General features: G+C 44.8%; 25 protein-coding genes, 1 tRNA gene and 1 riboswitch. Of the genes, 4 read left to right on the forward strand and 22 right to left on the reverse strand.

Annotation, left to right across the window (positions count from 1 at the left end):
* Positions 1-18: 18 nt before the first annotated feature.
* The 12 genes from ACRRQV_RS15530 to ACRRQV_RS15585 all read right to left on the reverse strand — a co-directional run bounded on the left by ACRRQV_RS15530 (position 19) and on the right by ACRRQV_RS15585 (position 11,679).
* Positions 19-174 (reverse strand): hypothetical protein, encoded by a 156-nt coding sequence (locus ACRRQV_RS15530; protein WP_432532518.1) that lies wholly within the window; start codon positions 172-174, stop codon positions 19-21.
* Between the two features lie 150 nt (positions 175-324).
* Positions 325-858 (reverse strand): hypothetical protein, encoded by a 534-nt coding sequence (locus ACRRQV_RS15535; protein WP_432532520.1) that lies wholly within the window; start codon positions 856-858, stop codon positions 325-327.
* Between the two features lie 275 nt (positions 859-1,133).
* On the reverse strand, positions 1,134-1,952 hold the full coding sequence (locus ACRRQV_RS15540) for a MetQ/NlpA family ABC transporter substrate-binding protein (protein ID WP_432532522.1): 819 nt from the start codon (positions 1,950-1,952) through the stop codon (positions 1,134-1,136).
* A 54-nt stretch (positions 1,953-2,006) separates the two neighbouring features.
* Positions 2,007-2,675: a methionine ABC transporter permease gene (locus tag ACRRQV_RS15545; RefSeq protein ID WP_432532524.1), complete on the reverse strand. Its 669-nt coding sequence runs from the start codon at positions 2,673-2,675 to the stop codon at positions 2,007-2,009.
* The gene (locus tag ACRRQV_RS15550; protein WP_432532526.1) at positions 2,668-3,693 is read right to left on the reverse strand and encodes a methionine ABC transporter ATP-binding protein; all 1,026 of its coding nucleotides are present in this window, start codon (positions 3,691-3,693) and stop codon (positions 2,668-2,670) included. Before ACRRQV_RS15550 ends, ACRRQV_RS15545 begins: the two co-directional genes overlap by 8 nt.
* 84 nt (positions 3,694-3,777) lie before the next feature.
* A riboswitch (SAM riboswitch) is annotated at positions 3,778-3,882 on the reverse strand.
* Between the two features lie 33 nt (positions 3,883-3,915).
* Positions 3,916-4,242 carry a thioredoxin family protein gene (locus tag ACRRQV_RS15555; protein WP_432532528.1) on the reverse strand — a complete coding sequence of 109 codons (327 nt, stop codon included), beginning with the start codon at positions 4,240-4,242 and terminating at the stop codon, positions 3,916-3,918.
* A gap of 5 nt (positions 4,243-4,247) precedes the next feature.
* Entirely contained in the window at positions 4,248-4,586 is a 339-nt protein-coding gene (locus ACRRQV_RS15560) for a hypothetical protein (protein WP_432532530.1), read from the reverse strand.
* Between the two features lie 61 nt (positions 4,587-4,647).
* Positions 4,648-5,028 (reverse strand): glycine cleavage system protein GcvH, encoded by a 381-nt coding sequence (gene gcvH / locus ACRRQV_RS15565; protein WP_432532532.1) that lies wholly within the window; start codon positions 5,026-5,028, stop codon positions 4,648-4,650.
* Between the two features lie 78 nt (positions 5,029-5,106).
* Positions 5,107-5,460 carry an arsenate reductase family protein gene (locus tag ACRRQV_RS15570; RefSeq protein ID WP_432532534.1) on the reverse strand — a complete coding sequence of 118 codons (354 nt, stop codon included), beginning with the start codon at positions 5,458-5,460 and terminating at the stop codon, positions 5,107-5,109.
* A 471-nt stretch (positions 5,461-5,931) separates the two neighbouring features.
* Entirely contained in the window at positions 5,932-7,713 is a 1,782-nt protein-coding gene (locus ACRRQV_RS15575) for an acyl-CoA dehydrogenase family protein (RefSeq protein ID WP_432532536.1), read from the reverse strand.
* Positions 7,714-8,087: 374 nt separating this feature from the next.
* A complete protein-coding gene (locus ACRRQV_RS15580; protein WP_432532538.1) occupies positions 8,088-9,263 on the reverse strand; it encodes an acetyl-CoA C-acetyltransferase in 1,176 nt (391 codons plus the stop codon).
* A gap of 31 nt (positions 9,264-9,294) precedes the next feature.
* Positions 9,295-11,679, reverse strand: coding sequence for a 3-hydroxyacyl-CoA dehydrogenase NAD-binding domain-containing protein (locus tag ACRRQV_RS15585; RefSeq protein ID WP_432532540.1), 2,385 nt, complete (start codon positions 11,677-11,679; stop codon positions 9,295-9,297).
* Between the two features lie 209 nt (positions 11,680-11,888).
* On the opposite strand from ACRRQV_RS15585, the gene ACRRQV_RS15590 reads away from it, so the two are divergent.
* The 3 genes from ACRRQV_RS15590 to ACRRQV_RS15600 are packed head-to-tail and all read left to right on the forward strand — an operon-like array spanning position 11,889 to position 13,275.
* Entirely contained in the window at positions 11,889-12,209 is a 321-nt protein-coding gene (locus tag ACRRQV_RS15590; RefSeq protein WP_432532542.1) for a thioredoxin family protein, read from the forward strand.
* Between the two features lie 55 nt (positions 12,210-12,264).
* A complete protein-coding gene (locus tag ACRRQV_RS15595; protein WP_432532544.1) occupies positions 12,265-12,729 on the forward strand; it encodes an STAS domain-containing protein in 465 nt (154 codons plus the stop codon).
* Positions 12,730-12,759: 30 nt separating this feature from the next.
* Positions 12,760-13,275: a hypothetical protein gene (locus tag ACRRQV_RS15600; RefSeq protein WP_432532546.1), complete on the forward strand. Its 516-nt coding sequence runs from the start codon at positions 12,760-12,762 to the stop codon at positions 13,273-13,275.
* On the opposite strand, the gene ACRRQV_RS15605 is transcribed toward ACRRQV_RS15600, so the two are convergent.
* The 4 genes from ACRRQV_RS15605 to ACRRQV_RS15620 all read right to left on the reverse strand — a co-directional run bounded on the left by ACRRQV_RS15605 (position 13,259) and on the right by ACRRQV_RS15620 (position 18,396).
* Complete coding sequence (locus ACRRQV_RS15605) at positions 13,259-14,161, reverse strand: 5'-3' exonuclease (RefSeq protein WP_432532548.1); 903 nt, start codon at positions 14,159-14,161, stop codon at positions 13,259-13,261. The two genes, ACRRQV_RS15600 and ACRRQV_RS15605, sit on opposite strands and share 17 nt — an antisense overlap.
* A 106-nt stretch (positions 14,162-14,267) precedes the next feature.
* On the reverse strand, positions 14,268-15,479 hold the full coding sequence (locus tag ACRRQV_RS15610; protein WP_432532550.1) for an MFS transporter: 1,212 nt from the start codon (positions 15,477-15,479) through the stop codon (positions 14,268-14,270).
* 137 nt (positions 15,480-15,616) lie between these two features.
* Positions 15,617-17,110 (reverse strand): glycine betaine uptake BCCT transporter, encoded by a 1,494-nt coding sequence (locus tag ACRRQV_RS15615; protein ID WP_432532552.1) that lies wholly within the window; start codon positions 17,108-17,110, stop codon positions 15,617-15,619.
* Positions 17,111-17,328: 218 nt separating this feature from the next.
* Positions 17,329-18,396: an aldo/keto reductase gene (locus tag ACRRQV_RS15620; protein ID WP_432532554.1), complete on the reverse strand. Its 1,068-nt coding sequence runs from the start codon at positions 18,394-18,396 to the stop codon at positions 17,329-17,331.
* Positions 18,397-18,573: 177 nt separating this feature from the next.
* On the opposite strand from ACRRQV_RS15620, the gene ACRRQV_RS15625 reads away from it, so the two are divergent.
* Entirely contained in the window at positions 18,574-19,425 is an 852-nt protein-coding gene (locus ACRRQV_RS15625) for a nucleotidyltransferase domain-containing protein (protein ID WP_432532556.1), read from the forward strand.
* Between the two features lie 90 nt (positions 19,426-19,515).
* Here ACRRQV_RS15625 and ACRRQV_RS15630 read toward each other — a convergent pair whose 3' ends face one another.
* The 6 genes from ACRRQV_RS15630 to ACRRQV_RS15655 form a co-directional block, all read right to left on the reverse strand.
* Positions 19,516-20,316 (reverse strand): class I SAM-dependent methyltransferase, encoded by an 801-nt coding sequence (locus ACRRQV_RS15630; protein ID WP_432532558.1) that lies wholly within the window; start codon positions 20,314-20,316, stop codon positions 19,516-19,518.
* 120 nt (positions 20,317-20,436) lie between these two features.
* Entirely contained in the window at positions 20,437-20,865 is a 429-nt protein-coding gene (locus ACRRQV_RS15635; protein ID WP_432532560.1) for a hypothetical protein, read from the reverse strand.
* Positions 20,866-21,333: 468 nt separating this feature from the next.
* Positions 21,334-21,409 (reverse strand) — tRNA-OTHER (locus ACRRQV_RS15640).
* 164 nt (positions 21,410-21,573) lie between these two features.
* Positions 21,574-21,819 (reverse strand): hypothetical protein, encoded by a 246-nt coding sequence (locus ACRRQV_RS15645; protein WP_432532562.1) that lies wholly within the window; start codon positions 21,817-21,819, stop codon positions 21,574-21,576.
* 63 nt (positions 21,820-21,882) lie between these two features.
* Complete coding sequence (locus tag ACRRQV_RS15650; protein WP_432532564.1) at positions 21,883-22,242, reverse strand: NUDIX domain-containing protein; 360 nt, start codon at positions 22,240-22,242, stop codon at positions 21,883-21,885.
* Between the two features lie 137 nt (positions 22,243-22,379).
* Entirely contained in the window at positions 22,380-22,676 is a 297-nt protein-coding gene (locus tag ACRRQV_RS15655) for a hypothetical protein (RefSeq protein ID WP_432532566.1), read from the reverse strand.
* Positions 22,677-22,931: the final 255 nt, after the last annotated feature.

Consider the following 22,931-nt stretch of genomic DNA (forward strand, 5'->3'; position numbering starts at 1 on the left):
AGGCAATGGCTTTTCTTATTAATCGCGGTGAACTTGTCGTTCGATTTGTGAAGCGATTTTTAAACTTTCTTTATAGTCGCGCTCGCGGCGCTGTTCTACTTTCACAAGCAAATCGGGGTTGTTGGCACATTCCTGAATGCCAAACCCATGTGCATCACGGAATGCGTGCTCCATCTTTTCTGTCTGTTCAAAGCCTTGAGAATCGATAATGAACCATTCCTTTCAGATTTTATATTCATTAACCTTATTCCCCTTTTTTTACTATTTAAACAAAAAAATATCCATAATAAAAAACCCGGCATCAAGGCACCGGGTTTTCCTATATTAATTTGATACTTCGTTTAGAATGCTTGAAGGAATCAAACCTTGTTCTTCGAGCATTTTGTTGAACGTTTCATCAGCTTCGACGAATTTTGCGTTTGCCGCTTCAAACGAAGCTTCTTTTGTCAATTCGTCTGCTTTCATATCGTATGACTCTTTAATAGAAGCAAGTGCCCCTTCGATATCGCCTTTTTGGTCAGCCAGTGCTTCAGGGATTTCAATTCCTTCTACCGCTTTGCCGGATTCTTGTGAAGCTGCAATTGCTGCATCTTTCATTTTTTGAAGGTCTTCCCCTTCTGGCAATGTGCCTTCCATCTGAGCAATTTCAAACGTGTTCAAATCCGCGTCTACTGCATTGATCGTTTGTGGAATGACCATGTAAAATCTCATTAACTCTTGTTTTGCATTTGGAGCTTTTTCCGTTGTTTTTGCAGTTTCTTTTGTTTCAGTTGCTGCTTTATCTTCAGTTGCGCTTTCTCCGCCGCATGCTCCTAAAAACAATGCCGCTGTTGCCCCTACTAGTAATAGTTTTTTCATGATGTATACTCCCCTTTAGTTGATTTCTCCGTAATAATAGCACAGCTATTACTGGGAGTATACAGTCGGCAAAATAGCCGGAATAAATCAAATAGAATCATTATTCTAACTAGTATGTCAGTTACTTCCCAAACTTTTTACATAGCTTCTGCATTGCGTGTTAGGTCATTTGCCTTGCTAATAAGAAATTCTCTTCCAGTTTCGCTAAATAAAGCTGCCTCAAATAAAAAAGCAGGCAAATTCAATTGAATTTGCCTGCTTCATTAAACTGATTTTTATTCAGCAGGTACGACCGAGCCGCCCCACTCTTCAAGCATAAAGTCTTGGATCTCTTTTGATTTCAACACTTCTACAAGTTTCTTGACGTTTTCATTGTCTTTGTCTCCTGCATTTACTGCAATGACGTTCACATAAGGAGATTCCGAGCTTTCAAGAGCAATGGAATCTTCTAACGGGTTGAGGCCGGCATCAATTGCGTAGTTTGAGTTGATCAATAATGCATCGCCTTCGCCTGATTCATACATTTGAACCAATAAAGCAGCTTCGTAATCAGCATCAAATTCCAAGTTTTTCGGATTTTCTACAACGTCTTTTACTTCAGCGGCTGTTTTGTCTACACCGTCTGCCAATTTGATCAAGCCTTCAGCTTCTAGAAGCGACAAAATGCGGCCATGGTCAGCAACCGAGTTGCTCATCAAAATTTGTGCGCCATCCGGAAGTTCGCTAAGCGATTTGTATTTTTTAGAGTAAACACCAATTGGTTCGATGTGGATTCCGCCTGCATTTTCAAAATCATAGCCAAATTCTTTTTTCTGAGATTCCAGGTACGGAATGTGTTGGAAGTAGTTGGCATCGATTTCACCTGATTCCAAGTCTTGGTTCGGCAACACATAGTCTTGATAAGTTTCGATTTGCAATTCCACGCCTTGTTCTTCAAGAAGCGGTTTTGCTTGTTCCAAAATGATCGCATGCGGCACGTTTGATGCGCCGACTTTCAATGTGCTGGATTCTTCAGAACCGCCTGAACCTGAATCAGATCCGCAACCAGCCAAAGCCAAGCCAGCGAGTAATGTAGTCACTAATAATTTTTTCATGTAAATCGTCTCCCTTTTTCTAGTTGTTTTTATATGGCAACGGCAAAACCGCAATCATCGTTTGTCTGAACGCGTCGTAATAAAATCTCCAATAAATTGGATGGCAAAAACAACAACCAATATTAAAATTGTAGCCATTAAGGTGACATCTTCGCGGCTTCGCTGGAATCCGTCAAGGAAAGCCAAAGTGCCAAGGCCGCCTGCGCCGATGATGCCTGCCATCGCTGTATAGCCGACAAGCGCAATCGCTGTAACTGTAATTCCTGAAATCAAAGCAGGCTTGGATTCCGGCAGCAGCACTTTGCGGATAATTGTCCACGTCGTAGCTCCCATCGACCGAGCAGCTTCAATCACCCCTTTGTCAATTTCTTTTAAGGCGATCAATACCATGCGGGCATAAAATGGTGCCGCACCGATGATCAACGCCGGCAAAGCAGCATTGGGTCCGCGAATGGTGCCAATTAAAAATTTCGTAAACGGAATCAATAAAATGATCAAGATGATAAATGGAATGGAACGGAAAATGTTGACAAATGCTCCGGTCAGCCAGTTGACAATTTTATTTGCCCAAAGCTGCCGCGGTGCCGTTAAGAATAAAAGAATACCGAGTACGAGTCCGATAATAAACGTAAAGATCGTCGACATGGCGGTCATGTATAGCGTTTCGACGGTCGCTTCCCACATTTTGTCCCAATCAACGTTTGGAAATAAAGATTCAATCATTTGCCATCACCTCTGTCTGGATGTTTTCGTTGTTCAAAAATGCGATGGCATTCGCAATTTCTTCACGTGTTCCTTTAAGCTGCAAAATCAAAGTTCCGTAAGCGCCTCGCTGGGTATGCGAGATTTTGCCTTGGACAATATTGACTTCGACTGGATGCGTGCGGATCAATTTTGTCAAAATCGGTTGTTCCGTTTGATCGCCCACGAACATGAGTTTTACCAAATCGCCAGTCGGGTACAATTCGCGCAAGTTTTTAATCGTTTCGCCCGAGTCTTCTGTTTCGGTCACTTGCGCCACAAAGCGCTTCGTAATTTCTTCTTTTGGTGACTGGAAGACGTTCAACACATCGCCCAGCTCCACTACCCGGCCGCCTTCCATGACGGCTACCCGATGGCAAATTTTCCGGATGACGTGCATTTCATGTGTAATCAAGACAATCGTCAAGCCGAGGCGTTTGTTGATGTCGACCAGCAAATCCAGGATGGAATCGGTTGTCTCAGGATCGAGCGCGGATGTAGCTTCATCGCACAACAGCACTTCTGGATCGTTCGCCAGTGCCCGTGCGATGCCGACGCGTTGTTTCTGTCCGCCGGAAAGCTGCGACGGATAGGCGTTCTCACGGCCCGTTAACCCGACCAACTCCACCAGTTCCATCACGCGCGCATCTCGCTTGTTTTTCGGCACGCCTGCGATTTCAAGTGGGAAGGCAATGTTTTCTTTTACTGTCCGCGACCACAGCAAGTTAAAGTGTTGGAAGATCATGCTGACTTTTTGGCGCGCTTTTCTCAGCTCTGCTCCTTTGATTGCGGTAATAACATGGTCGTTGATTTGAACCGTACCAGAGGTCGGCTTTTCCAATCCGTTCAACAAGCGGATTAAGGTGCTTTTTCCTGCTCCACTGTAGCCGATAATGCCAAAAATTTCGCCAGGCGAAATGGATAAATCGACGCCGTCAACGGCAGCAAGCGCCCCTTTCCCAGTGTCGTATATTTTCGTCACTTTCTTTAATTCAATCATTTTTTACAACTCCTACTCCAAAATAAATACCCTTCTGCACAGAACTGAGCAGAAGGGTATTCGCAAATGTATACGGACACCGTTCTCTCATCTCTCAAAGCTTTCGCTTTGCGTGAATTGGCACCATTTCATTTTCATGACGGTTGCCGGGCTTCATAGGGCACTTCCCTCCACCTCTCTTAATAAGAGTACGATATTAAGTTTTTCAATCAGAAATTCAATTTACCATGCACGGCGCGCTTCGTCAACCACTTTTAATTTTTTATATAAAAAAGGGACAGATTGGAACGCGTAAATCTTTTCTCTCACTAATCCATTCTCCGTAATGATCAGGCAAGGCACACTTTCTACTTCATACAAAGCGGCAATTTCCTGGACATAGTTCAAATTGGCTTTGCCTAGAGTCAAATCCGGCAGCAGCTCTTTGACGACATCAAGCATCTTCGTCGCCACTTGGCACGTTCCGCACATCGGCGTATACAAATAAAAAGCGGTGGTATCATTCGTATTTTTTTCTTTGATCCATTCTTTATGTGTCCATTCGTTCATTTCGATCATCCTTCGGTTAGTAGCTGATTGACCCGAATATTGGCGCTGATGAGCACATCGAGCAAGATGCGTATCGGGGTTGTTGCGACTTCTTTGTAGCTGCGGTTGATGTAAAAATGCCGCGCTTCGGGAAATTCACGTTTCACTAGCTTTCTCAATTGCTCTCCGGATTTGTCCGCGTCCACTAGAATGATGATATCCAATCCTTCATAGGGAAGCAGCAATTCCTCAAGCCTCGTGGCACTCACTGTGCCATTCGTGCAAAGAATCGTGACCGGTTCTGCGATAAGAGGCGCAATTCTTGATTTGTCCGTAAGCCCTTCGACAACAATCACTTTACCCATAGGTCGACACCCCGCTCGTTATGATAAAAAAAAGCGCCAAACAAGAGGCGCTTTTCGGGTCTTATTCATTTATCATTTTCTCATATTGCTCCGCTGTCATCAATTCATTGACCTCGGCATCGTTAACTTCTTCAACAACAACCATCCAAGCTTGCTCATACGGAGACTCGTTGACAAACTCAGGGCTGTCGTCCAGCTCAGAGTTGACTTCAACCACACGGCCGCTGATTGGCGCGTACAATTCAGAAACCGTTTTAACGGATTCCACACTGCCGAATGGCTGGTCTTTTTTCAGTTCGTCGCCAACTTGCGGAAGTTCAACAAATACGATATCGCCAAGTTCAGCTTGCGCAAAATGCGTAATGCCGATACGTGCAGTGCCGTTTTCGAGTTTAACCCATTCATGTTCTTTAGAATAACGAAGCTCTTGTGGTGTGCTCATCTAGACCCCTCCAAAATATGTATTGTGCTCAATTTCAGTTTGACATAATCATCTGTGAAATACAACAATCGTCTCGGCTTACTTCCAGGTATTTTCATAGTCCGCTTCTTTAAACCCAAGCGTCACTTTTTCTCCATCCCAGGCGACCGGACGCTTGATCAGCATGCCGTCTGAAGAAAGCAATTCCAGCTGCTCTTCTTCGCTCATCGTGCCCAGTTTGTCTTTTAGTCCAAGCTCCCGGTATTTCATGCCGCTCGTGTTAAAAAATTTCTTGAGCTCGGTGCCGCTCGCCTCGTAGATGGTGCGCAGTTCTTTAGCCGATGGCGGATCTTCCGCAATGTTGATGGCTTCATATTTAGCGCCATTGGCATCAAGCCATTTTTTGGCGTTGCGGCACGTCGAACATTTTGCGTATGCGTAAAATTGAATCATGGTAAAGCCTCCTTTTTCTTTAAGCTTAACAAAAGAACGATAAAAAGGCATGAAAGAAAATACGCCGGAATCAAATGATTCCGGCGTATTAAGGCGGTCGAGAAAATTTTGGCAAACGTCTCAATACGCTTAGGCGGACGCGTTCCGCGGGCACGGCCTTAGCCGCTTCACTCCCTTCGGTCGCTCCAGGGTCTTCGGCTCGTGCTGTCCCGCTGGAGTCGCCGCCTTCCGCTTCAGTCGAAGAGATAGTTCGCTCATAGTTTTCAGGAATAGAAAATAAATAATGGCTTAGCACACGTGAACTTCCCGGCTTATACTCGCCTTTCAACAGTGAGAAGCTGTATTAAGCTATGAGACGCTAGCGAGATAGCAATCTAGACAAGTATATTTACTACCTTTTTAAATAAGTTTTCACCAAGCTGAAAGCTCCTGAATCTAATGATTCCGGAGCTTTCACTGTTTGTAAATTTTTTAAACCACGTATTTTTCCACTTCGATCAATTTAACCGCAGCTTCGCGTTTTTTCGCAATGACGTTGTATGGCGTTGAACGCGTCAATTTGCGTAGAGCAGACAGCATCATGCGCTGGTTGTCACCTTCGATAGCGGCAAGCAATGTTTCTTTTGCATCTTTTTCGATTTTATCGAATGCTTCTTGGCAATAGATTTGTGTATACAATAGTTTTTGCTGCGCTTTTTCTTCGCCAGAAGCTGCAATTGCTTTTTCTGTGCGCAGAACAGCTGATTCCATTGCGAAAACGTTTGAAACGATGTCCGCGATGTTTACAAGCACTTCTTGCTCATGTTCCAATTTTGCTCCGTATGTTTGTGCGGCTAGGCCAGCTGCTAGCAACGCAATTTTCTTCGCGTTTCTAACCAAGTATTTTTCTTGAGCCAATGCTTCTGTGCCCACTTCTTCCGGCATCATCATCAAGAGCTCTTCTTGCAATTTTGTTGCGTGCTCAAACAATGGAAGATCGCCTTTCATTGCTTTGCGGATCAATGTTCCCGGAACCAGCAAACGGTTGATTTCGTTCGTTCCTTCAAAAATGCGATTGATGCGTGAATCGCGGTACGCTTTTTCAATTGCGTATTCTTGCATAAAGCCATATCCGCCGTGCAATTGAACGCCTTCATCAACAATGTAATCCAATGTTTCAGTGCCGAAGAATTTGTTCATCGAGCATTCGATGGCAAATTCCGCGATTGAATCGGCTACCAATTTGCCGTTTGCATGTTCTTCTTCTGTAAAGCCGCTCATGCGGTCTTCAAATAAGCCGACTGTGCGGTACACAGAGCTTTCAAGTGCATACAATTGAGACGCCATCGTCGCCAGTTTTTCGCGCGTCAAGTTGAAAGATGAAATCGGCGTTTTGAATTGCTGGCGCTGATTTGTGTATGGAATCGTGATTTCCATAGCGTGTTTCGCGCCGCCAATTGTGCCTACTCCCAATTTATAGCGTCCGATATTCAAAATGTTAAACGCAATGACGTGTCCGCGTCCTGCTTCACCCAATAAATTTTCGACAGGAACTACTGCGTCCTGCAAAATCAATGTGCGGGTAGAAGATGATTTAATCCCCATTTTCTTTTCTTCCGGCCCAACTGAAACGCCATCATAAGCACGTTCTACGATAAATGCCGAGAATTTTTCGCCGTCGATTTTTGCGTAAACAACAAATACGTCAGCAAATCCAGCGTTAGTAATCCATTGTTTTTCACCGTTCAAGACGTAATGTGTGCCTGCTTCGTTTAGTTTGGCAGTTGTTTTCGCGCCCAATGCGTCAGATCCTGAGCTTGGCTCAGTCAATGCGTAAGCAGCGATCATATCGCCTGTCGCTAAAAGCGGCAAGTATTTTTGTTTTTGTTCTTCGTTTCCGAAAAGAACGATTGGCAATGAACCAATCCCAACGTGTGCGCCGTGTGTAATTCCGAAACCGCCCGCTTTGGACATTTTTTCAGCAATCAACGCGGAAGCGATTTTATCCAGCCCAAGGCCGCCATACTGTTCAGGAACGTCTGCTCCAAGAAGGCCAAGTTCGCCGGCTGATTTTAATAGACGGACAGAATGGTCGAATTCGTGGTTTTCCAATTTCTCGACAACTGGCATTACTTCGTTTTCGACATAATCCTCAGTCGTTTTCGCGATCATTTTATGCTCGTCCGTGAAATCTTCCGGTGTGAATACCCGTGACAGGTCGGCCTCTTCGATTAAGAAACTGCCGCCTTTGATCAATGTTTTTTCTTGTTCCATTGTAAATTCCTCCTATTTTTCATTCTTAACTAACCGCTTCAGGCGGACGCTTTCCGCGGGCACAGCTTCCGCCGCTTCCCTCGCTCCGCTCAGTCCAGTGGCTTCAGCTCGTGCTATTCCCGCAGGAGTCGCCGCCTTCCACTTTTTTTCATAAAATCATATATTGGCGATCCGTCTTCACACATTAGACAATCGGTATTTCATTTTAGTAACAGATCATTGAATTAGTGATATGGAGCAAAACAGCGGAGACTCCCGCGGGACCGCGCAGTGTCGAAATCCACTCGGGCGTTTAGCCCGAGTTAGTTCGGCGCAAGCCCGCAGGAAAGCGAAGCTGTTTTGCGGAAGATCAACTCTAAAATTCAATTCACTTTTTACAGCATTTCAAAGACGCCTGCTGCGCCCATGCCGCCTCCGATGCACATTGTGACTACGCCGAACTGCTTGCCTTGTCGTTTCAATTCGCTCATCATGCGAAGCGTTAGAATAGATCCTGTAGCGCCTAGTGGATGGCCCAGTGCAATGGCGCCGCCGTTGAAGTTAACTTTGTCGATATCGATGTTCAAGTGGCGGATTACGCCAAGCGACTGAGAAGCGAATGCTTCGTTCAATTCCCACACGTCGATGTCTTCAATGGATAAGCCAGCCAGTTTCAAAGCTTTTGGGATGGCGACAATCGGTCCGATTCCCATTACTTCCGGCGGAACGCCGCCTGTTGCGAATGAAAGAAACTTCGCAATTGGCTTTAAGCCTTCCGCTTCCGCTTTTTCACGGTCCATGACTAAAAGTGCGCCTGCGCCGTCAGACGTTTGAGACGAGTTTCCAGCTGTAACGGTACCGCGTGCAGAAAATGCAGAGCGCAATTTGTTCAAAGTTTGGATTGACGTGCCGTGGCGGACGCCTTCGTCCATTTCGAACATGAACGATTTTTCCTGGTATTTATTGTTTTCATCAACAAAGCGCTTTGTCACTTCGACTGGCACGATTTCTTCGACAAAATGCCCTTTTTCGATGGCTGCTGCCGCTTTTTCATGGGAGCGGACTGAAAATGCGTCTTGGTCCGCGCGGCTGATGCCGTATTGCGTGGCCACTTGTTCTGCCGTATGGCCCATGCTCATGTAATATTGCGGCGCCGTTTCTGCTAATTTTGCGTTCGGGCGAATGACGTTCCCCATCATCGGCACCATGCTCATCGACTCAACACCGCCGGCAATGATTGCTTCCGCTGAACCGACCATGATGCGTTCTGCTGCATAGGCGATTGACTGCAATCCTGATGAACAAAAGCGGTTGATTGTTACTGCCGATACAGTTTCCGGCAATCCGGCTAACGCGCCGATGTTTCGGGCAATGTTCATACCTTGTTCTGCTTCCGGCATTGCGCAACCCATAATTAAATCATCGATTGGACCGTCATAGCCTCCAGCGCGGTTTAATGCTTCTTTCACAACCAATGCGCCAAAATCATCCGGGCGTACAGTTGCGAGAGATCCTTTTTTTGCTTTTCCGACCGGTGTCCGTGCACCGGATACGATTACTGCTTCGCGCATGTGTGTTTCCTCCTCTTATTCGTGCTGCCTGTTAGTTGCGCAGCGGTTTTCCTTTTACGAGCATGTGCTGCATCCGCTGTTGCGTTTTCGGCTGCGCCACTAAACTCAAGAATGCTTCACGCTCCAAATCGAGCAAGTATTGTTCGTCTACTAATGTGCCATAGGGAACTTTCCCTCCAGACAAGACAAATGCCAGCTTTTTCGCGATTTTCAAATCGTATTCGCTGATATAGCCTGACAAGAACATGCCTTCTGCCCCTAACAGCAAAGTTGCATATCCCGGTTCGCCTGTAACCGGCACTTTTTCGCGTCTCGGCGCTTGATAGCCTGTTTCATACAACGCCAAAGCTGCCTGTTTAGCATCGTAGATCAAGTGATCGCTGTTGACGCTGATGCCATCCACGAAATTCAAGAAGTTGTTTTCGCGCGCTTCGTCAGCAGAAGTTGAAACTTTCGCCATCGCAATCGATTCAAACACTTTGCTTGCTACGTTTTGGTAATCAACCAAGACGCCGTTTGGCAAGCCTTTCAAATGTTTGATGTAAAGCTCTTTGTTACCGCCGCCGCCAGGAATCAGCCCAACGCCTGCTTCCACTAAGCCCATATATGTTTCCATTGACGCTTGGATATGCGCTGCAGGAAGCGCAACTTCCGCTCCTCCGCCAAGCGACATGCCAAATGGCGCCGCCACTACTGGTTTATTGCTGTATTTGATTTTCATCATGGCGTTTTGGAACGCTTTTATCGTGAAATCAAGTTCGAAAATGTTATCGTCTTGCGCTTCCATCAAAATCATGCCAAGGTTTGCCCCGACACAGAAGTTTTTGCCTTGGTTGCCGATAACAAGCCCTTTGAAGTTTTTCTCAACTTCGTCAACGGCAAAATTGATCATTTGGATGATATCCAAGCCGATGGAATTCGACTGCGAATGGAACTCAAGTAGCGCAATGCCGTCTCCAAGGTCGATGAGGCTTGCACCTGAATTCGATTTAATGACGCCATGCTTTTTCTTGTAGCGTTTCAAGTCGATCGCTTTTTCGTTGACCGGCACTGGCTGATAATCGGTGCCGTTGAAGAAATGAAGATCGCCGTCCACTTCTTTATAGAAGCTTTCGTTTCCTGAATCGAGCAAGCTTTGCGCAAATGCCGGAATGTCATGCCCATCTTGTTTCATTTTTTCGACGGATTTGGCGACGCCAATTGCGTCCCACGTTTCAAACGGCCCTTGCTGCCAGCCGAAGCCCCATTTCATGGCGTTGTCGATTGCGACGATGTCGTCTGCGATTTCGCCCGTCAATTCAGCAGAATAGCGAAGTGCTGGAGACAAAATGCTCCAAAGAAGTTCACCGGTCCGGTCTTCTGCGTAGACAAGGGTTTTCATCTTGGCAGAAAGCCCTTTTTGCTGCTTCGCCATTTCTTGTGAAGGCGTTTTCAATTTACCGGCTAGACGGTATTCCAAGGTTTCTGGATCCAACTCCAAAATTTCCTTGTCTTTTTTCAAGAAGAATCCTTGGCCGGTTTTCGAGCCAAGCCAGCCATTTTCCACCATTTTCTTCATGAAGGCAGGTGCTTCGAACACTTGCTGCTCATCGCCAGTGGTTTGATCGTAAACGTTTTTTGCAACGTGCATGAACGTGTCCAAGCCGACCACATCAAGCGTGCGGAATGTTGCGGATTTCGGACGTCCGATTAAAGGTCCTGTAACGGAATCCACTTCACCGACGGTATAGCCGCGTTTTTGCATTTCTTGAATTGTCACAAGCAATCCGTATGTACCGATGCGGTTCGCAATAAAGTTCGGCGTGTCTTTTGCGATTACGACGCCTTTTCCTAAACGGTCTTCGCCAAACTCGGTCATGAATTCGACCACTTCTGGAGCAGTAGTTGCTGCGGGAATGACTTCAAGCAATTTCAAATAGCGCGGTGGATTGAAGAAATGCGTGCCAAGAAAATGCTTTTGGAAATCTTCCGAGCGCCCTTCTGCCATTGCGTTGATGCTGATGCCCGATGTATTGGAAGAAATGATCGTTCCGGGTTTCCGGACCGCATCGATTTTTTCGTACAGCGATTTTTTGACACCCAAGTTTTCAACGACGACTTCGATAACCCAGTCGACATCTTTTAATTTATCCAAATCATCTTCCAGGTTTCCTGGGGTGATCAATTCTAAATTCTTTTTAGCCGTTAACGGCGCTGGTTTTTGTTTCAGCAACTTCTGAATCGCCGTTGTTGCAATCCGGTTTCGAACCGCTTTGTTTTCAAGCGTTAATCCTTTCGCTGTTTCTTCTGGCGATAGCTCACGCGGAACGATATCGAGAAGCAACACGGGAATTCCTATGTTTGCAAGGTGTGCCGCAATTCCTGAACCCATAACGCCAGAACCGAGCACCGCTGCTTTTTGTATTTGGTATGTCACTAGCAAGCCCTCCTATTATTTTTGAATGAACCCTCATTCATTTTTTACTTAAAAAAATAGAACGTTCTCTATGTCTCTTAGTTTAATGTATATTTTCTTTTTTCGCAATATTTAATCGCCATAAAATTTCCAAGCTCGAAAAGATTAATTTCTTTTCCATTTGTAAGTTGAAGGTTACACTAAAAGATAGAATAGAAGGAGGCAATAAAATGAACTCAATTACGACTGCACAACAATTCAACGAAATCATTAACGGAAATGACCCAGTCATCGTGAAATTCCAAGCGGGCTGGTGCCCTGACTGCACACGGATGGATATGTTTATCGACCCGATTATTGAAGAATACAATCAATATAAATGGTTTGACGTAAACCGCGACGAGCTTCCAGAACTTGCTGAACAATGGGAAGTTATGGGCATTCCAAGTTTGCTGATTTTCAAAAACGGCGCAAAAACGGCGCACTTGCACAGCGCCAATGCAAAATCGCCGGAATCAGTTACCGAATTTTTATCTGCACAAAAAGCCTAGGCCGCCGTTCACCCTTTCTTGCCCTGGCCTACTATTGAAAACTCGAGGTGTTAACATGGATCAGCAACAAGAATTAAATGAACTAAAAGAATTGGTCAAGCATTATGAGAAAGTGATCAAGAACATGTCCGTTCCAATCATTCCCTCTATCGTGCCCCGCACCATTTTAGTGCCGATTGCTGGATTTATTTACCGGGACCGCTTTGAAGCCATTCGGACGAAAGTATTGAAATACGCTGCGGATCACCGCGAAACCGAATGCGTGATTTTCGATTTTACCGGCGTTAATACGGAAGATGTGGAATCATTCGACTACAACGAACTGGCGAGCGAATTGAGCCAATTGAACAGCGCACAAAAACTGATGGGCCTCCGCCCGCTTTATGTCGGATTTAATCCGCGCTTTGTCCGTGAAATCGTTCATGCCGGCATTCAAGTAGAACTCGAAGTTTACACCAATTTCCGGGCAGCGCTAAAAGTGCTGATCAGTGAAAACGAAAAGTCTTTGCCCGCTTTATAAGAATTCGTTATGCACGAGGAGGCGTTAGCTGTGAAAGCCATCATTCCATTCGAAGGAATGTCCCAGTATGAATCATCCATTACTAAAAAATTGCGCGGTTCTGCATGTGGTCCGGTGACAGCTGCCACCATCTTAAAGCATCACGAGACAAAAAGCTATGGCATCAATGATTTATATGCGCAGCTCGGTTCTACTCGAATCGGGCTGTTTACGTGGCGGCTGTTAAGAAATTTGCGCAAACTTGCGGGCAGCCGCTACAAAATTCAAAAGGCGCGCAGTTTAGAAGAAGTTAAAAGCGAATTGCTTGCTGGCCGCCCCCTTGCCATGAAGTTTGACCGTTATTTTTCGTTCCACTGGTTTTTAAAACCCACTTACAATTACCACTGGGTGCCGCTTGTCGGCTTTGAAGAAAAACCAGATGATTTGATTTTGTATATTCACGACAACGGACAAAAAAACCGCCCGAGCAAGCTCCGGACGGTTTCTTATCAAGCCAATCAAAAGGTATTAACCTTCGTTAAAATTGTTCCTATTCAAACGGGTTGACTGCCGGCAGCAAACTTTTTTCCAGCTGCCGAGCGAGCAGTTTCAATTCCTGGTCGTCAAACAGCTGGACCATATCATTTGTGTAATTCGGCACAATAATTTCATCAAGGGAAACGTCGAGCGGAATGTCGCACTTGATGACCGCCAACTCTTTAGATAGAAGCAGCATTTCTTTATGCTCTTCTATCTTTTTCTTTTGGGCCGGTTTCAAGCGGTCGATTGCGGCCAAGACGCCATCAGTCGAGCCGTGCTCTTGGATTAATTGCAGCGCGGTCTTCGGCCCGATGCCTTTGACGCCAGGATAGCCGTCGCTGGCGTCGCCCATAAACGCTTTGACATCGGCAAACTGCGTCGGTTCAATGCCATACTCTTCTTTGAAACGAGCTTCTGTATACACATCGTATATATGGAAGCCTTTTTTCATGAATGCGATCTCGACAGCAGGATTCAGCAATTGCAGCATGTCCTTGTCTCCTGTAATAATCGTGAACTTGGCTATGTCTTGCCATTGCTTCGTGAACGAGCCGATAAAATCATCCGCTTCAATGCCTTTTTCGCCGTAATTTTTCCAGCCAAGCTGCTCGGACACTCGTTTCGCCAAATCGAATTGGTGGAGCATGTCATCTGGCGGCGCTGGGCGGTTTGACTTGTAGCCATCGAACAAATCCGTCCGGAACGTATGGGCGCCCATGTCCCAGCACACTGCAAGATGCGTCGGCTTCATCATCGTCTTCGCCGCTAGCACGTGGCGGGCAAATCCTTGCACCGCATTTGTCGCCAATCCTTCTGACGTGCGGAAATACTGGCCAACAGCGGAAGTAGCAAAATAAGAGCGGAACAACAGCGCCATCCCGTCTACTAATAAAACATGTGGTCTTTCAATCATAAAAAAATCCTCCATTCACTCCAAACACTTTCTCCATTATATACGGTTCAATCCCAAAAAAGCAGCGGCATTCGGTTGAATACGTCGCCTTGTTTAACAAACAAACTTAAATCATCGGCGAGTCCGCTTTTTCTTTCCCCAGCCGATTTCTGTTTTTCATCAGCGCATTTAACCGTTCCGTTCCGAGCAGCATCACCGCAATCAAAGCAGTGATAAAGAATGGGAAAATGCCAATGGTCGACTGGGCAGCCATAAACCCGAGCAATGGCGGGATAAACGTGCTGCCTGTATACGCGACGGCCATTTGATAGCCCATGATGGTTTGAGCATGTTCTTTGCCAAAATGCGCCGGCGTTTCGTGGAGCATGCACGGAAAAATCGGTGCAAGCCCCAATCCAACAAGCACGAATCCCACAAGAGACAACATTATCGGCAGCGGCAGCACCAATAGGATTGCTCCCGTTAATGCAATCAATTGCCCCGAGCGTATCAGCGTCCGGTTGCTTGCCCGTAACGTGACAAAGCCCGTAACAAACCTTCCGGCGGTAATGCCGGCAAAGTAAAACGACACCCAGCGGGCAGCCGTCTCAATGGATAGCCCTTTGACATTCACCAAAAAACTGCTGCCCCAAAGCCCCATTGTCGATTCAACTCCGCAATAAAACAAAAAAGTAATCAACGCGAACTTGACGCCTTTGATTCTCATTGGCTTTATCGGTTGAACAGCGGGACTAGCGCCCCCCTCCTTTTCTAGAGCTCCGTTGTCTTTTTCGTTTTTCTTCCATAAAGGCAGCGAAACAAACAAAAGCACAACGATGGCAAACTGAATGCCGGCAATTGCCAAATAGCCATTTCTCCACGAATGGTCTCCTGCAATAAATGCGGCAAGTATAATCGGGCCGAGTGTAGCTCCTACTCCCCAAAAGCAGTGAAGCCAGCTCATGTGATGTGCTTTGTAATTGGCGGCCACATAATGATTCAAGCCGGCATCAATCGACCCTGCCCCCAATCCCAGCGGAATAGCGAAAAGAACTAGCCACACAAGCGACGGCGAAACATAAAAGCCCAGAAGAGCGCCTGCTGTCATCAAACAGCTGACCAGCGCCACTTTCCCCGTGCCAAACCGCTTCAGAATGGCGCCGCTCGCTAAGCTGGATAGAATGGTCCCGCCGGCAATGGCCATAAAAAGCAAACCCGCCGTTTCAAGAGGCGCTCCAAATTCCGGTTGCATCGCCGGCCACGCGGCCCCGAGCAGCGAATCCGGCAAACCCAAACTGATAAATGCCAAATATATAACAACGAGAAATAAAACAGCCATGAATGCACCTCTTTTTTTCGAATAGCGGGCGATCCATTTTTCAATTTCGAAGGATTGTCCACTAACTTTATTTTAACAGCAGGAATACGAAAAATGTCCGAACAGCCATTTTTTGAGGGCTGTTCGGACACTTTTTATCACTTACGTTTATGTGCTTTGTATTCTAAATTGATCGATTTGTAGAAAGAAGCCATCATCAGCAGCATGATGAACGAAAACGGGAAAGCCGCGATAATTAGGCCTGTTTGGAGTGCATCCAATCCACCGGTCGACAGCAAAACAGCTGCGATCAATGATTGGCCGATTCCCCAAGACAACTTGACTTTGTTGGATGGGTTCAATGAACCATTAGTTGATTGCATCCCCAACACGAAAGTCGCGGAATCTGCTGAGGTAACAAAGAATGTTGTAATCAGCATGATCGCTACTATCGACAAGATGCTCCCCAGTGGCATTTCGTTAAATACGGCAAACAAAGTTTCTTCTGTCAACAATCCTGTTAAGTCTACTCCGCTGTTTTGGACGTCCATCGCAGTAGTCCCGAATGCCGCAAACCAGATGAAACTGATGACCACAGGAATTAATAATACGCCTGTCAGAAATTGGCGGATCGTCCGTCCTCTTGAAACGCGTGCTATGAAAATTCCTACGAATGGTGCCCACGAAATCCACCATGCCCAGTAAAAGATGGTCCAGCCGTTAATCCATTCGCGCTCTGCCGGATTGACTGGTGAGGTCCGGAAACTCATCTGTGCGATATTTTGGATATAGCTCCCGATGGTATCGGTTAAGGTGTTTAAAATTAACAAAGTTGGACCTAGTATAATTACCAGAATTAACAAAGCGATTGCCAGTACCATATTGGTATTGGACAAATACTTGATGCCTTTGCTCAATCCGCTCCATGCGGATGCACAGAACATAATGGTCACGATGACAATAATGATAATTTGGACCGTGAAATTATTGCTCGGGATTCCGTCAAACAAAAATGCCAACCCTCCATTGATTTGGATAGCGCCAAATCCGAGCGTTGTCGCAACACCGACAGCTGTCGCGAACACAGCAATTACATCGATTATTACGCCCCATGGCCCTTTCATCTTCTCGCCAAACAATGGTTTTAACGTAGCTGAAATCAAGCCGGGCTCGCCTTTTCGGAATTGGAAATAAGCTAGTACTAAAGCGACTACTGCATAAATCGCCCAGGCATGGATTCCCCAATGAAAAAACGTAAAGCGCAGTGATTCACGGAAAGCCTCGACGGTTTCAGGTTCAGCTGTCGCAGGATCGATCGCATAATGCGATAGCGGTTCTGCAGATCCCCAAAACACAAGGCCAATTCCCATTCCCGCGGAAAATAGCATAGAAATCCACGTGATAAAAGAATATTCCGGTTTGTCCTGGTCTTTCCCCAATTTAATCTTTCCCATCGGACTGATAAGGAAGAATAGGCAGAATAGCACCATGAACGAAACGATCAACAAATAATACCAACCGAACGATGACGTCAAGAATGATTCTATATTTCCTGTAACATCAGCGAAATTGTCTGGTGCTACTACGCCATAAGCTGCGGCCAAAATGACCAGCGCCAAGGCAATCCAGAAAACATTCGTTACTTTTTTCATATAGCATCCTCCTTTTCTTTTTCTCACAAATACTAACGATACGTGAGTTTTTCTATGCTGTCAAACGACCTTCCCCCTTCTCTTTATTGCTCCATAATTGCAAATAATATCTTTAAGTGTTTGATGGCGCTTACTTTCGCAACAGACAAAAAAACACCGTTTCCAGAACTAACGTGTCATTCTGAATCCGGTGCCTATGGCATTAAACTTATTGGTGATTATTCGTCGATTTTCATGGATTGTCGATAGCCTTTTAAATACGCAATTTCTGACGGGCTCGCCATATCAGGAGCACTCATCGCCCGGTGCCAAAGCGGATAAATCGGCACTGGCCGCGCAGCCAATTCGATCCGGTCTTGTTCTTCCGCAGTCAGCTTGATTTCAAACGAAGCAATGTTTTCTTTCAATTGCTTTTCGTTGCGCGCTGCAATGACGATCGGTCCAACATTCGGACGGTCCCGCACCCACGCATATGCGATTTGCGGAACGGAAGCATTGTGGTTCGCCGCAACTTCTTCCAGCGCATCAATCACCTGGTACAGGCGCTCTTGGTTCTGCACCCAAGGCTCCGGCCACCCGGCGCCTTGGCGCGTGTTTTCAGGAGCTTGTTTACCGCGCCCAATTTTTCCGTTCAGCAGCCCTTCGCCGAGCGGACTCCAAATCATCGAACCGATGCCGAGCTCTTTTCCCGCTGGCAAAAGTTCGTATTCCGCTTCTCGCGCTTCCGGTGTATAGTAAATTTGCTGTGTGATCGGTGGAATAAACCCGGGACCTTCAGCGATGGAAAAAGTTCTCGCAAGCGCCCATCCACTGTAGTTGGAAACGCCCCAATGGCGGATTTTCCCGGATTTCACCAGGCCTGTCATCGTTTCCACCGTTTCTTCAATCGGCGTCTGCCCGTCCCATAAATGGACAAAGTACAAATCAAGGTAATCTGTGCCCAGCCGCTCGAGCGACTGGGCAATAGAAGTTAAAATATTATTGCGGGAAGCGCCGCGTGCATTTGGGTTGTCCATCGGAAAACCAGTTTTTGATGTCAACAGCACTTTGTCGCGCCGGCCTTTGATTGCTGCGCCAAGCACCCGCTCCGCGTCTCCTTTTGAATAGAGATTCGCCGTATCAAACATATTGATGCCTGCGTCCAAAGACATATCCACCATCCGGCGTGCCACGTCTTCTTTAATATCGCCCGCTGCTTCAAAGCCATTCGTCCCACTGAACGGGACTGTTCCAAGTATGTATTTCGGGACACGCAAACCTGAGTTTCCGAGATAAATGTATTCCATGATATCCTCCTATGAAAAGCATTGTATTTTAAATAATGAAGACAATAGTAAATTACCCGCTTTTTCATTTTTTAAGCGGGTATAGGAAGGCGTCTCACTCATTAGTTTTGCTTGATGCGCTTAACTTGTTCTACACTAGGTATAGTTAACGCTAATAGCAAAGGAGGAATCCGCTCTGTGAACATCCACTCAAAATGGCGATTAACCATCGCTCAAAACCTGACAAAGCAGTTGTCGCATTACCCAGGCGTTCGTGCGATCGTAGTGGGCGGTTCGGCTGCCAGGAACTACGCAGACAGCTATTCCGATTTGGAGCTTTTTTTATATTGGGACAAAGATCCAGGCATGCAAATCAAACAAGAGATTTCCTCTAAGTTAAAAGCCGATCATCGCTATCCCGAAACACATTCTTCTTACCACAACGCATTGATTATCGACGGATTCCCAGTCGATATTTGGTACAAAGTCTCTTCTATTGAAGAAGCAAGCTTCGCAAGCGTTGTAGATGATGCAAGCATCGATTTAGACGCCAGCAACATTGTCGACACGATGCGCTTTTGCATTCCTCTGTACGGCCGTGACTATATCCAACCTTGGAAAAACCGAGTGGAAAACTATCCGCTGATACTGACCGAACGCTTTTTCAACGACTATTTGCCCCATTTCCACCTGCGGCATATATACTTTGAAGCAAAGCGCGACAACCCGACAGCCTTCTACAACATGCTCAGCAACATCCAATGCAGCTTGTTTATCCTGCTTCTCGCATTAAACAAATCCTATTTCCCAACGTATAAATGGATTTACAAACGCTTGAATGAATTAGAGCTTAAACCGGAAAACATCGAGGTTCGTCTCCAAACAATGTTTAAAGAACCGCCGGAAATCGCGGTGAAACAGCTTCGTGACGTATTGGCTGAGACCTTAACATTGATCGAAGCGCATCATCCTAATTTTGATACAACTATTGCACGCCAAGAATTGTTGCAACCGATGCCGAAAGCCTATGGACCGGTATTTACGCAATAAAGTAATATACAAAAAGGAATGGTGAAACTGATTTCCAGTCTCACCATTCCTTTTTAAATTGGCGTAGCGTTAATTTTTAAGCTCTTGCCTTCACTCTTTTCTTCGGGCGACATGAAGAACAGCGCCCCAATCCCGCTGGACCGACTGACCGGGGCGCTGATTCAAACGGAAACGGATTTCGCTGAACAGTTTTTCTCGCTTCCATTTCTCCATTAAAATGTGTCCTGAAAAAGTTTTGAGCAGTTGAATGTATTCTTCTACATGATAAGTCAGCTGCCAATGAAAATGCCGAAGGTGGACGACTTCGAACAAGTCGTTTTTCTCTATTTCGTCTCGTTGCTCCTGCAATTCTCCGGGACGCGGCCAATTGTTGTCATCCACCGGTTTCCCTTCTCCGATTTCAGCATAAACGTCCTGTATTTCACGGAAAAACGGATCCCCACCTTCTGCAAAAACATGTTCAGCATTCCAAAAAGCGAGATGTCCGCCTGGCGCTAGGACTTGCCACGCCTTAAGATATTTCACTTCAGGGTCGATCCATTTCCAAGCAGTCGCCGCAAACACCAAGTTAAACTTTTGCCCAACCTCCGGCTCCCAGTCTTCGAAATTTCCGTTGATGATGTCCACGTCCCTACCTGCAAGGTTTTGCCGGGCAGCCGCTGCAAGGTCTGCACCAAGTTCGATGCCAGTAATCGCGTACCCCCGCTTGGCCAAAGGAAGCGTCGCTTTTCCTGTCGCACAGCCGATTTCCAGCAAATGATCGCCTGGATTCAGATGTGCTGCTTGAATTAAATCATTGAACAGTTCCTCCGGATAGTCTGGGCGGGCTTGCTGGTAGATAGAGGCGGCTTGTTCGAATGAGTGGCGTAATTTGTTATTGTCATTTGCCACGGTTAGTGGTCCCCCTTATCGCTCTTCCATGCGTTAAGTTTAGCTGCCCGTTCACAAAAATACATATACTTGCTTTTGAATATATTCTTTTTCAAAACTTCTTTAACAAATGCCTTTGATTCATTTTTTCATAATAGAGGTAACTGCCACTCTTTTTTCAATCGCCATACGTATGCTCGAAATCACACCAAGAAGCAATAGTAACGACATTACCATTTTTTCAAAAGGAGTCCCTAACAATTGCTGTATAAACCCAAAAGACCATAATGCTACAAAAATCCAAGCTACAATGGTTATTCCACTTTTATATCTACGAAACATGTTTCTCCCAACCATAATTGTAAAAGCCACTCCAATAATAGAAATAAGGATATTGACAATGGATAGTGGAAGCTGAGTTTCTAAAGATTCTGATCTTCCGCCATTAACCCATGTTAAAGGAATCATCCCAGTCATAATAAGCACTTGTATTAAGATCGTCAAAGCGTAAAAACAAAGCCCCATTAATACAGCCGTTTTCAACTTAACTTTTCTAAGCTTTTCCAACACATACTCACCTCCTTCTTCCCTTTATTAATTATTTTCGTTAAACTCTATTCCAGATTCTTTGCCCACTTGATCTGTCCTTTCTTCAATTAAGTCTTATTCGCTAAACAAAGGGGAAATCCTTTTTAGTCATTTTAAAGTTACGTATAAGCTGCCCATAGACAGTCTAGCCATGAAAGGAGAACTTTATCGTATCAGTTCCATGTATATATAGAAGTAATACGATTGCCAACTTATTGCCTTTCCATTCGAGCAACTTTTTGCTTCCTTATCAACCTTAATGTGAATGCTTCCCCATGTTTTTTGCCCGAAAAAAAATCTTCTAATTTTAATAAATTAGAAGATAATAATATAAAATCGATAAAACATGTAGGGATGAAAATAGGGATATCGCACAAGAGTTCAACTCCCGTACAATATCCCTAACTTCTTAAAACCTTGATACCACTGCATATAGCAGCTATCTCACTATGGAGACGGCGGGAGTCGAACCCGCTTCCGTTAAAAATGCAGTTATACCAGTGTTTTCAAGTGTTTCTACATCCCCTTTTAAAACACTGACCACGGTTTTGACTAGGTTTATAAAAATTGCTTACGGAGATAAGTTTTATTTAGTCATATTTTAACCTTTATTATATAGTAGAAACTCTGCTCATTGATTAGAAATACTGGTAAGACTACTACTGTACACAAAAAAAATATCCTCCATATTCAGCTTCCGTTTTGCCTGCTTAATTCTTCTCTACATCGCTTCACCTGATCAATGTCAATCTCCAACATTTCTGCGATGCTTTCCGAAGACATTTCCGGTCTATTTTTTATAATCGTCTTTAGAACACTTTCTTTACCTTCTTTAAATCCTTCTTTTCTCGAACCCGCTAAATTCGTTTCAAGGTCAGCTAAGTATTTGTTTTTCAATTCAATATGGCGTTTTGCTTCTTGGTCTTCGCTCTCCATGACGCCCCTCCTTCTGGCAATCTATAATAATAAAAAATATCATTCATCACGCATGCTTCATTTTTAATCGATTAAGAGTTTTAATAACGGAGCGGTAATGTTATCGAATATTCTTTGTTCATCTCTCGAAATCCAAGCAACATCGATTATATCGCTATTGGCTACATGTGTAGAATCCAAGTAAAGCTTACCTCCTGTTATCTCCGCAATAAAAGTATATTTATCGGATTTCTCGAATAGCAGCTTCTTAATTACGACGTCATATCCTGTTTCTTCTTTTACCTCTCTAATACATGCCTGTTCTGGTGTTTCGCCTTCTTCTATTCCTCCGCCTGGATAATTCCAAACAACGTCTCCCCTTTGCACATACTGTTTAACCATTAAGATACTGTTGTCTTGTAAAATAAGAGCCTGTGAAATCATGAGTTCATCTCCATTAAAATGCGGAATAAAGTATCAGTATTAATTAAAATTCATTATTTATTATTCGCTGCTATTTTAGTTATCAGTGAAAGATTAAATAGAGTAATATAAAATTTTTTATATTTAATCTATTAACTTCAAGCTTTTTCTTTCTTCTTTTGAAAAACCGCTGTTAGCCAAACTATTAAACCAACCAGAAAAATGACAGGAAATAAAATAGCTGATAAAGCTACGGCTGCCCAACCACTTTCTTCATATATCCCATATAGTTGAGAAACCAACCAGCTAAATAAAGGAGCTACCACAATCATTAATGTGATTCCCCAAATCGTCCTTTTAATGTTCTTCTCCTTATTTTTACTGATGAAAAATGCCACCACTACTCCTAGAATTAAACCAATTAATACTAATGTAAAAGTGAGTTCAAAGTCCATTTCACTTTTCCTCCAGTCCTCTCAATTTTCACACTCTACTACGGCAAACTTTTCCATATATTTACCATACCACAACTTTTTCGTTATATACTTATAAATCTGAACTATTAATCTAGTATTTAAGAATTGATTATTTCACCTTATCTTTTACTGTAAATTTTTTTAAATTACAAATTACTTTAAAAATAAAAGTGGAGAGCTGATGCTATTTGTTAGCTTCAGCTCTCCATTCTTATAAGGTCTTTATCTTAGGCA

This window comes from Planococcus sp. YIM B11945, from assembly GCF_050864155.1.
Lineage (GTDB): Bacteria > Bacillota > Bacilli > Bacillales_A > Planococcaceae > Planococcus.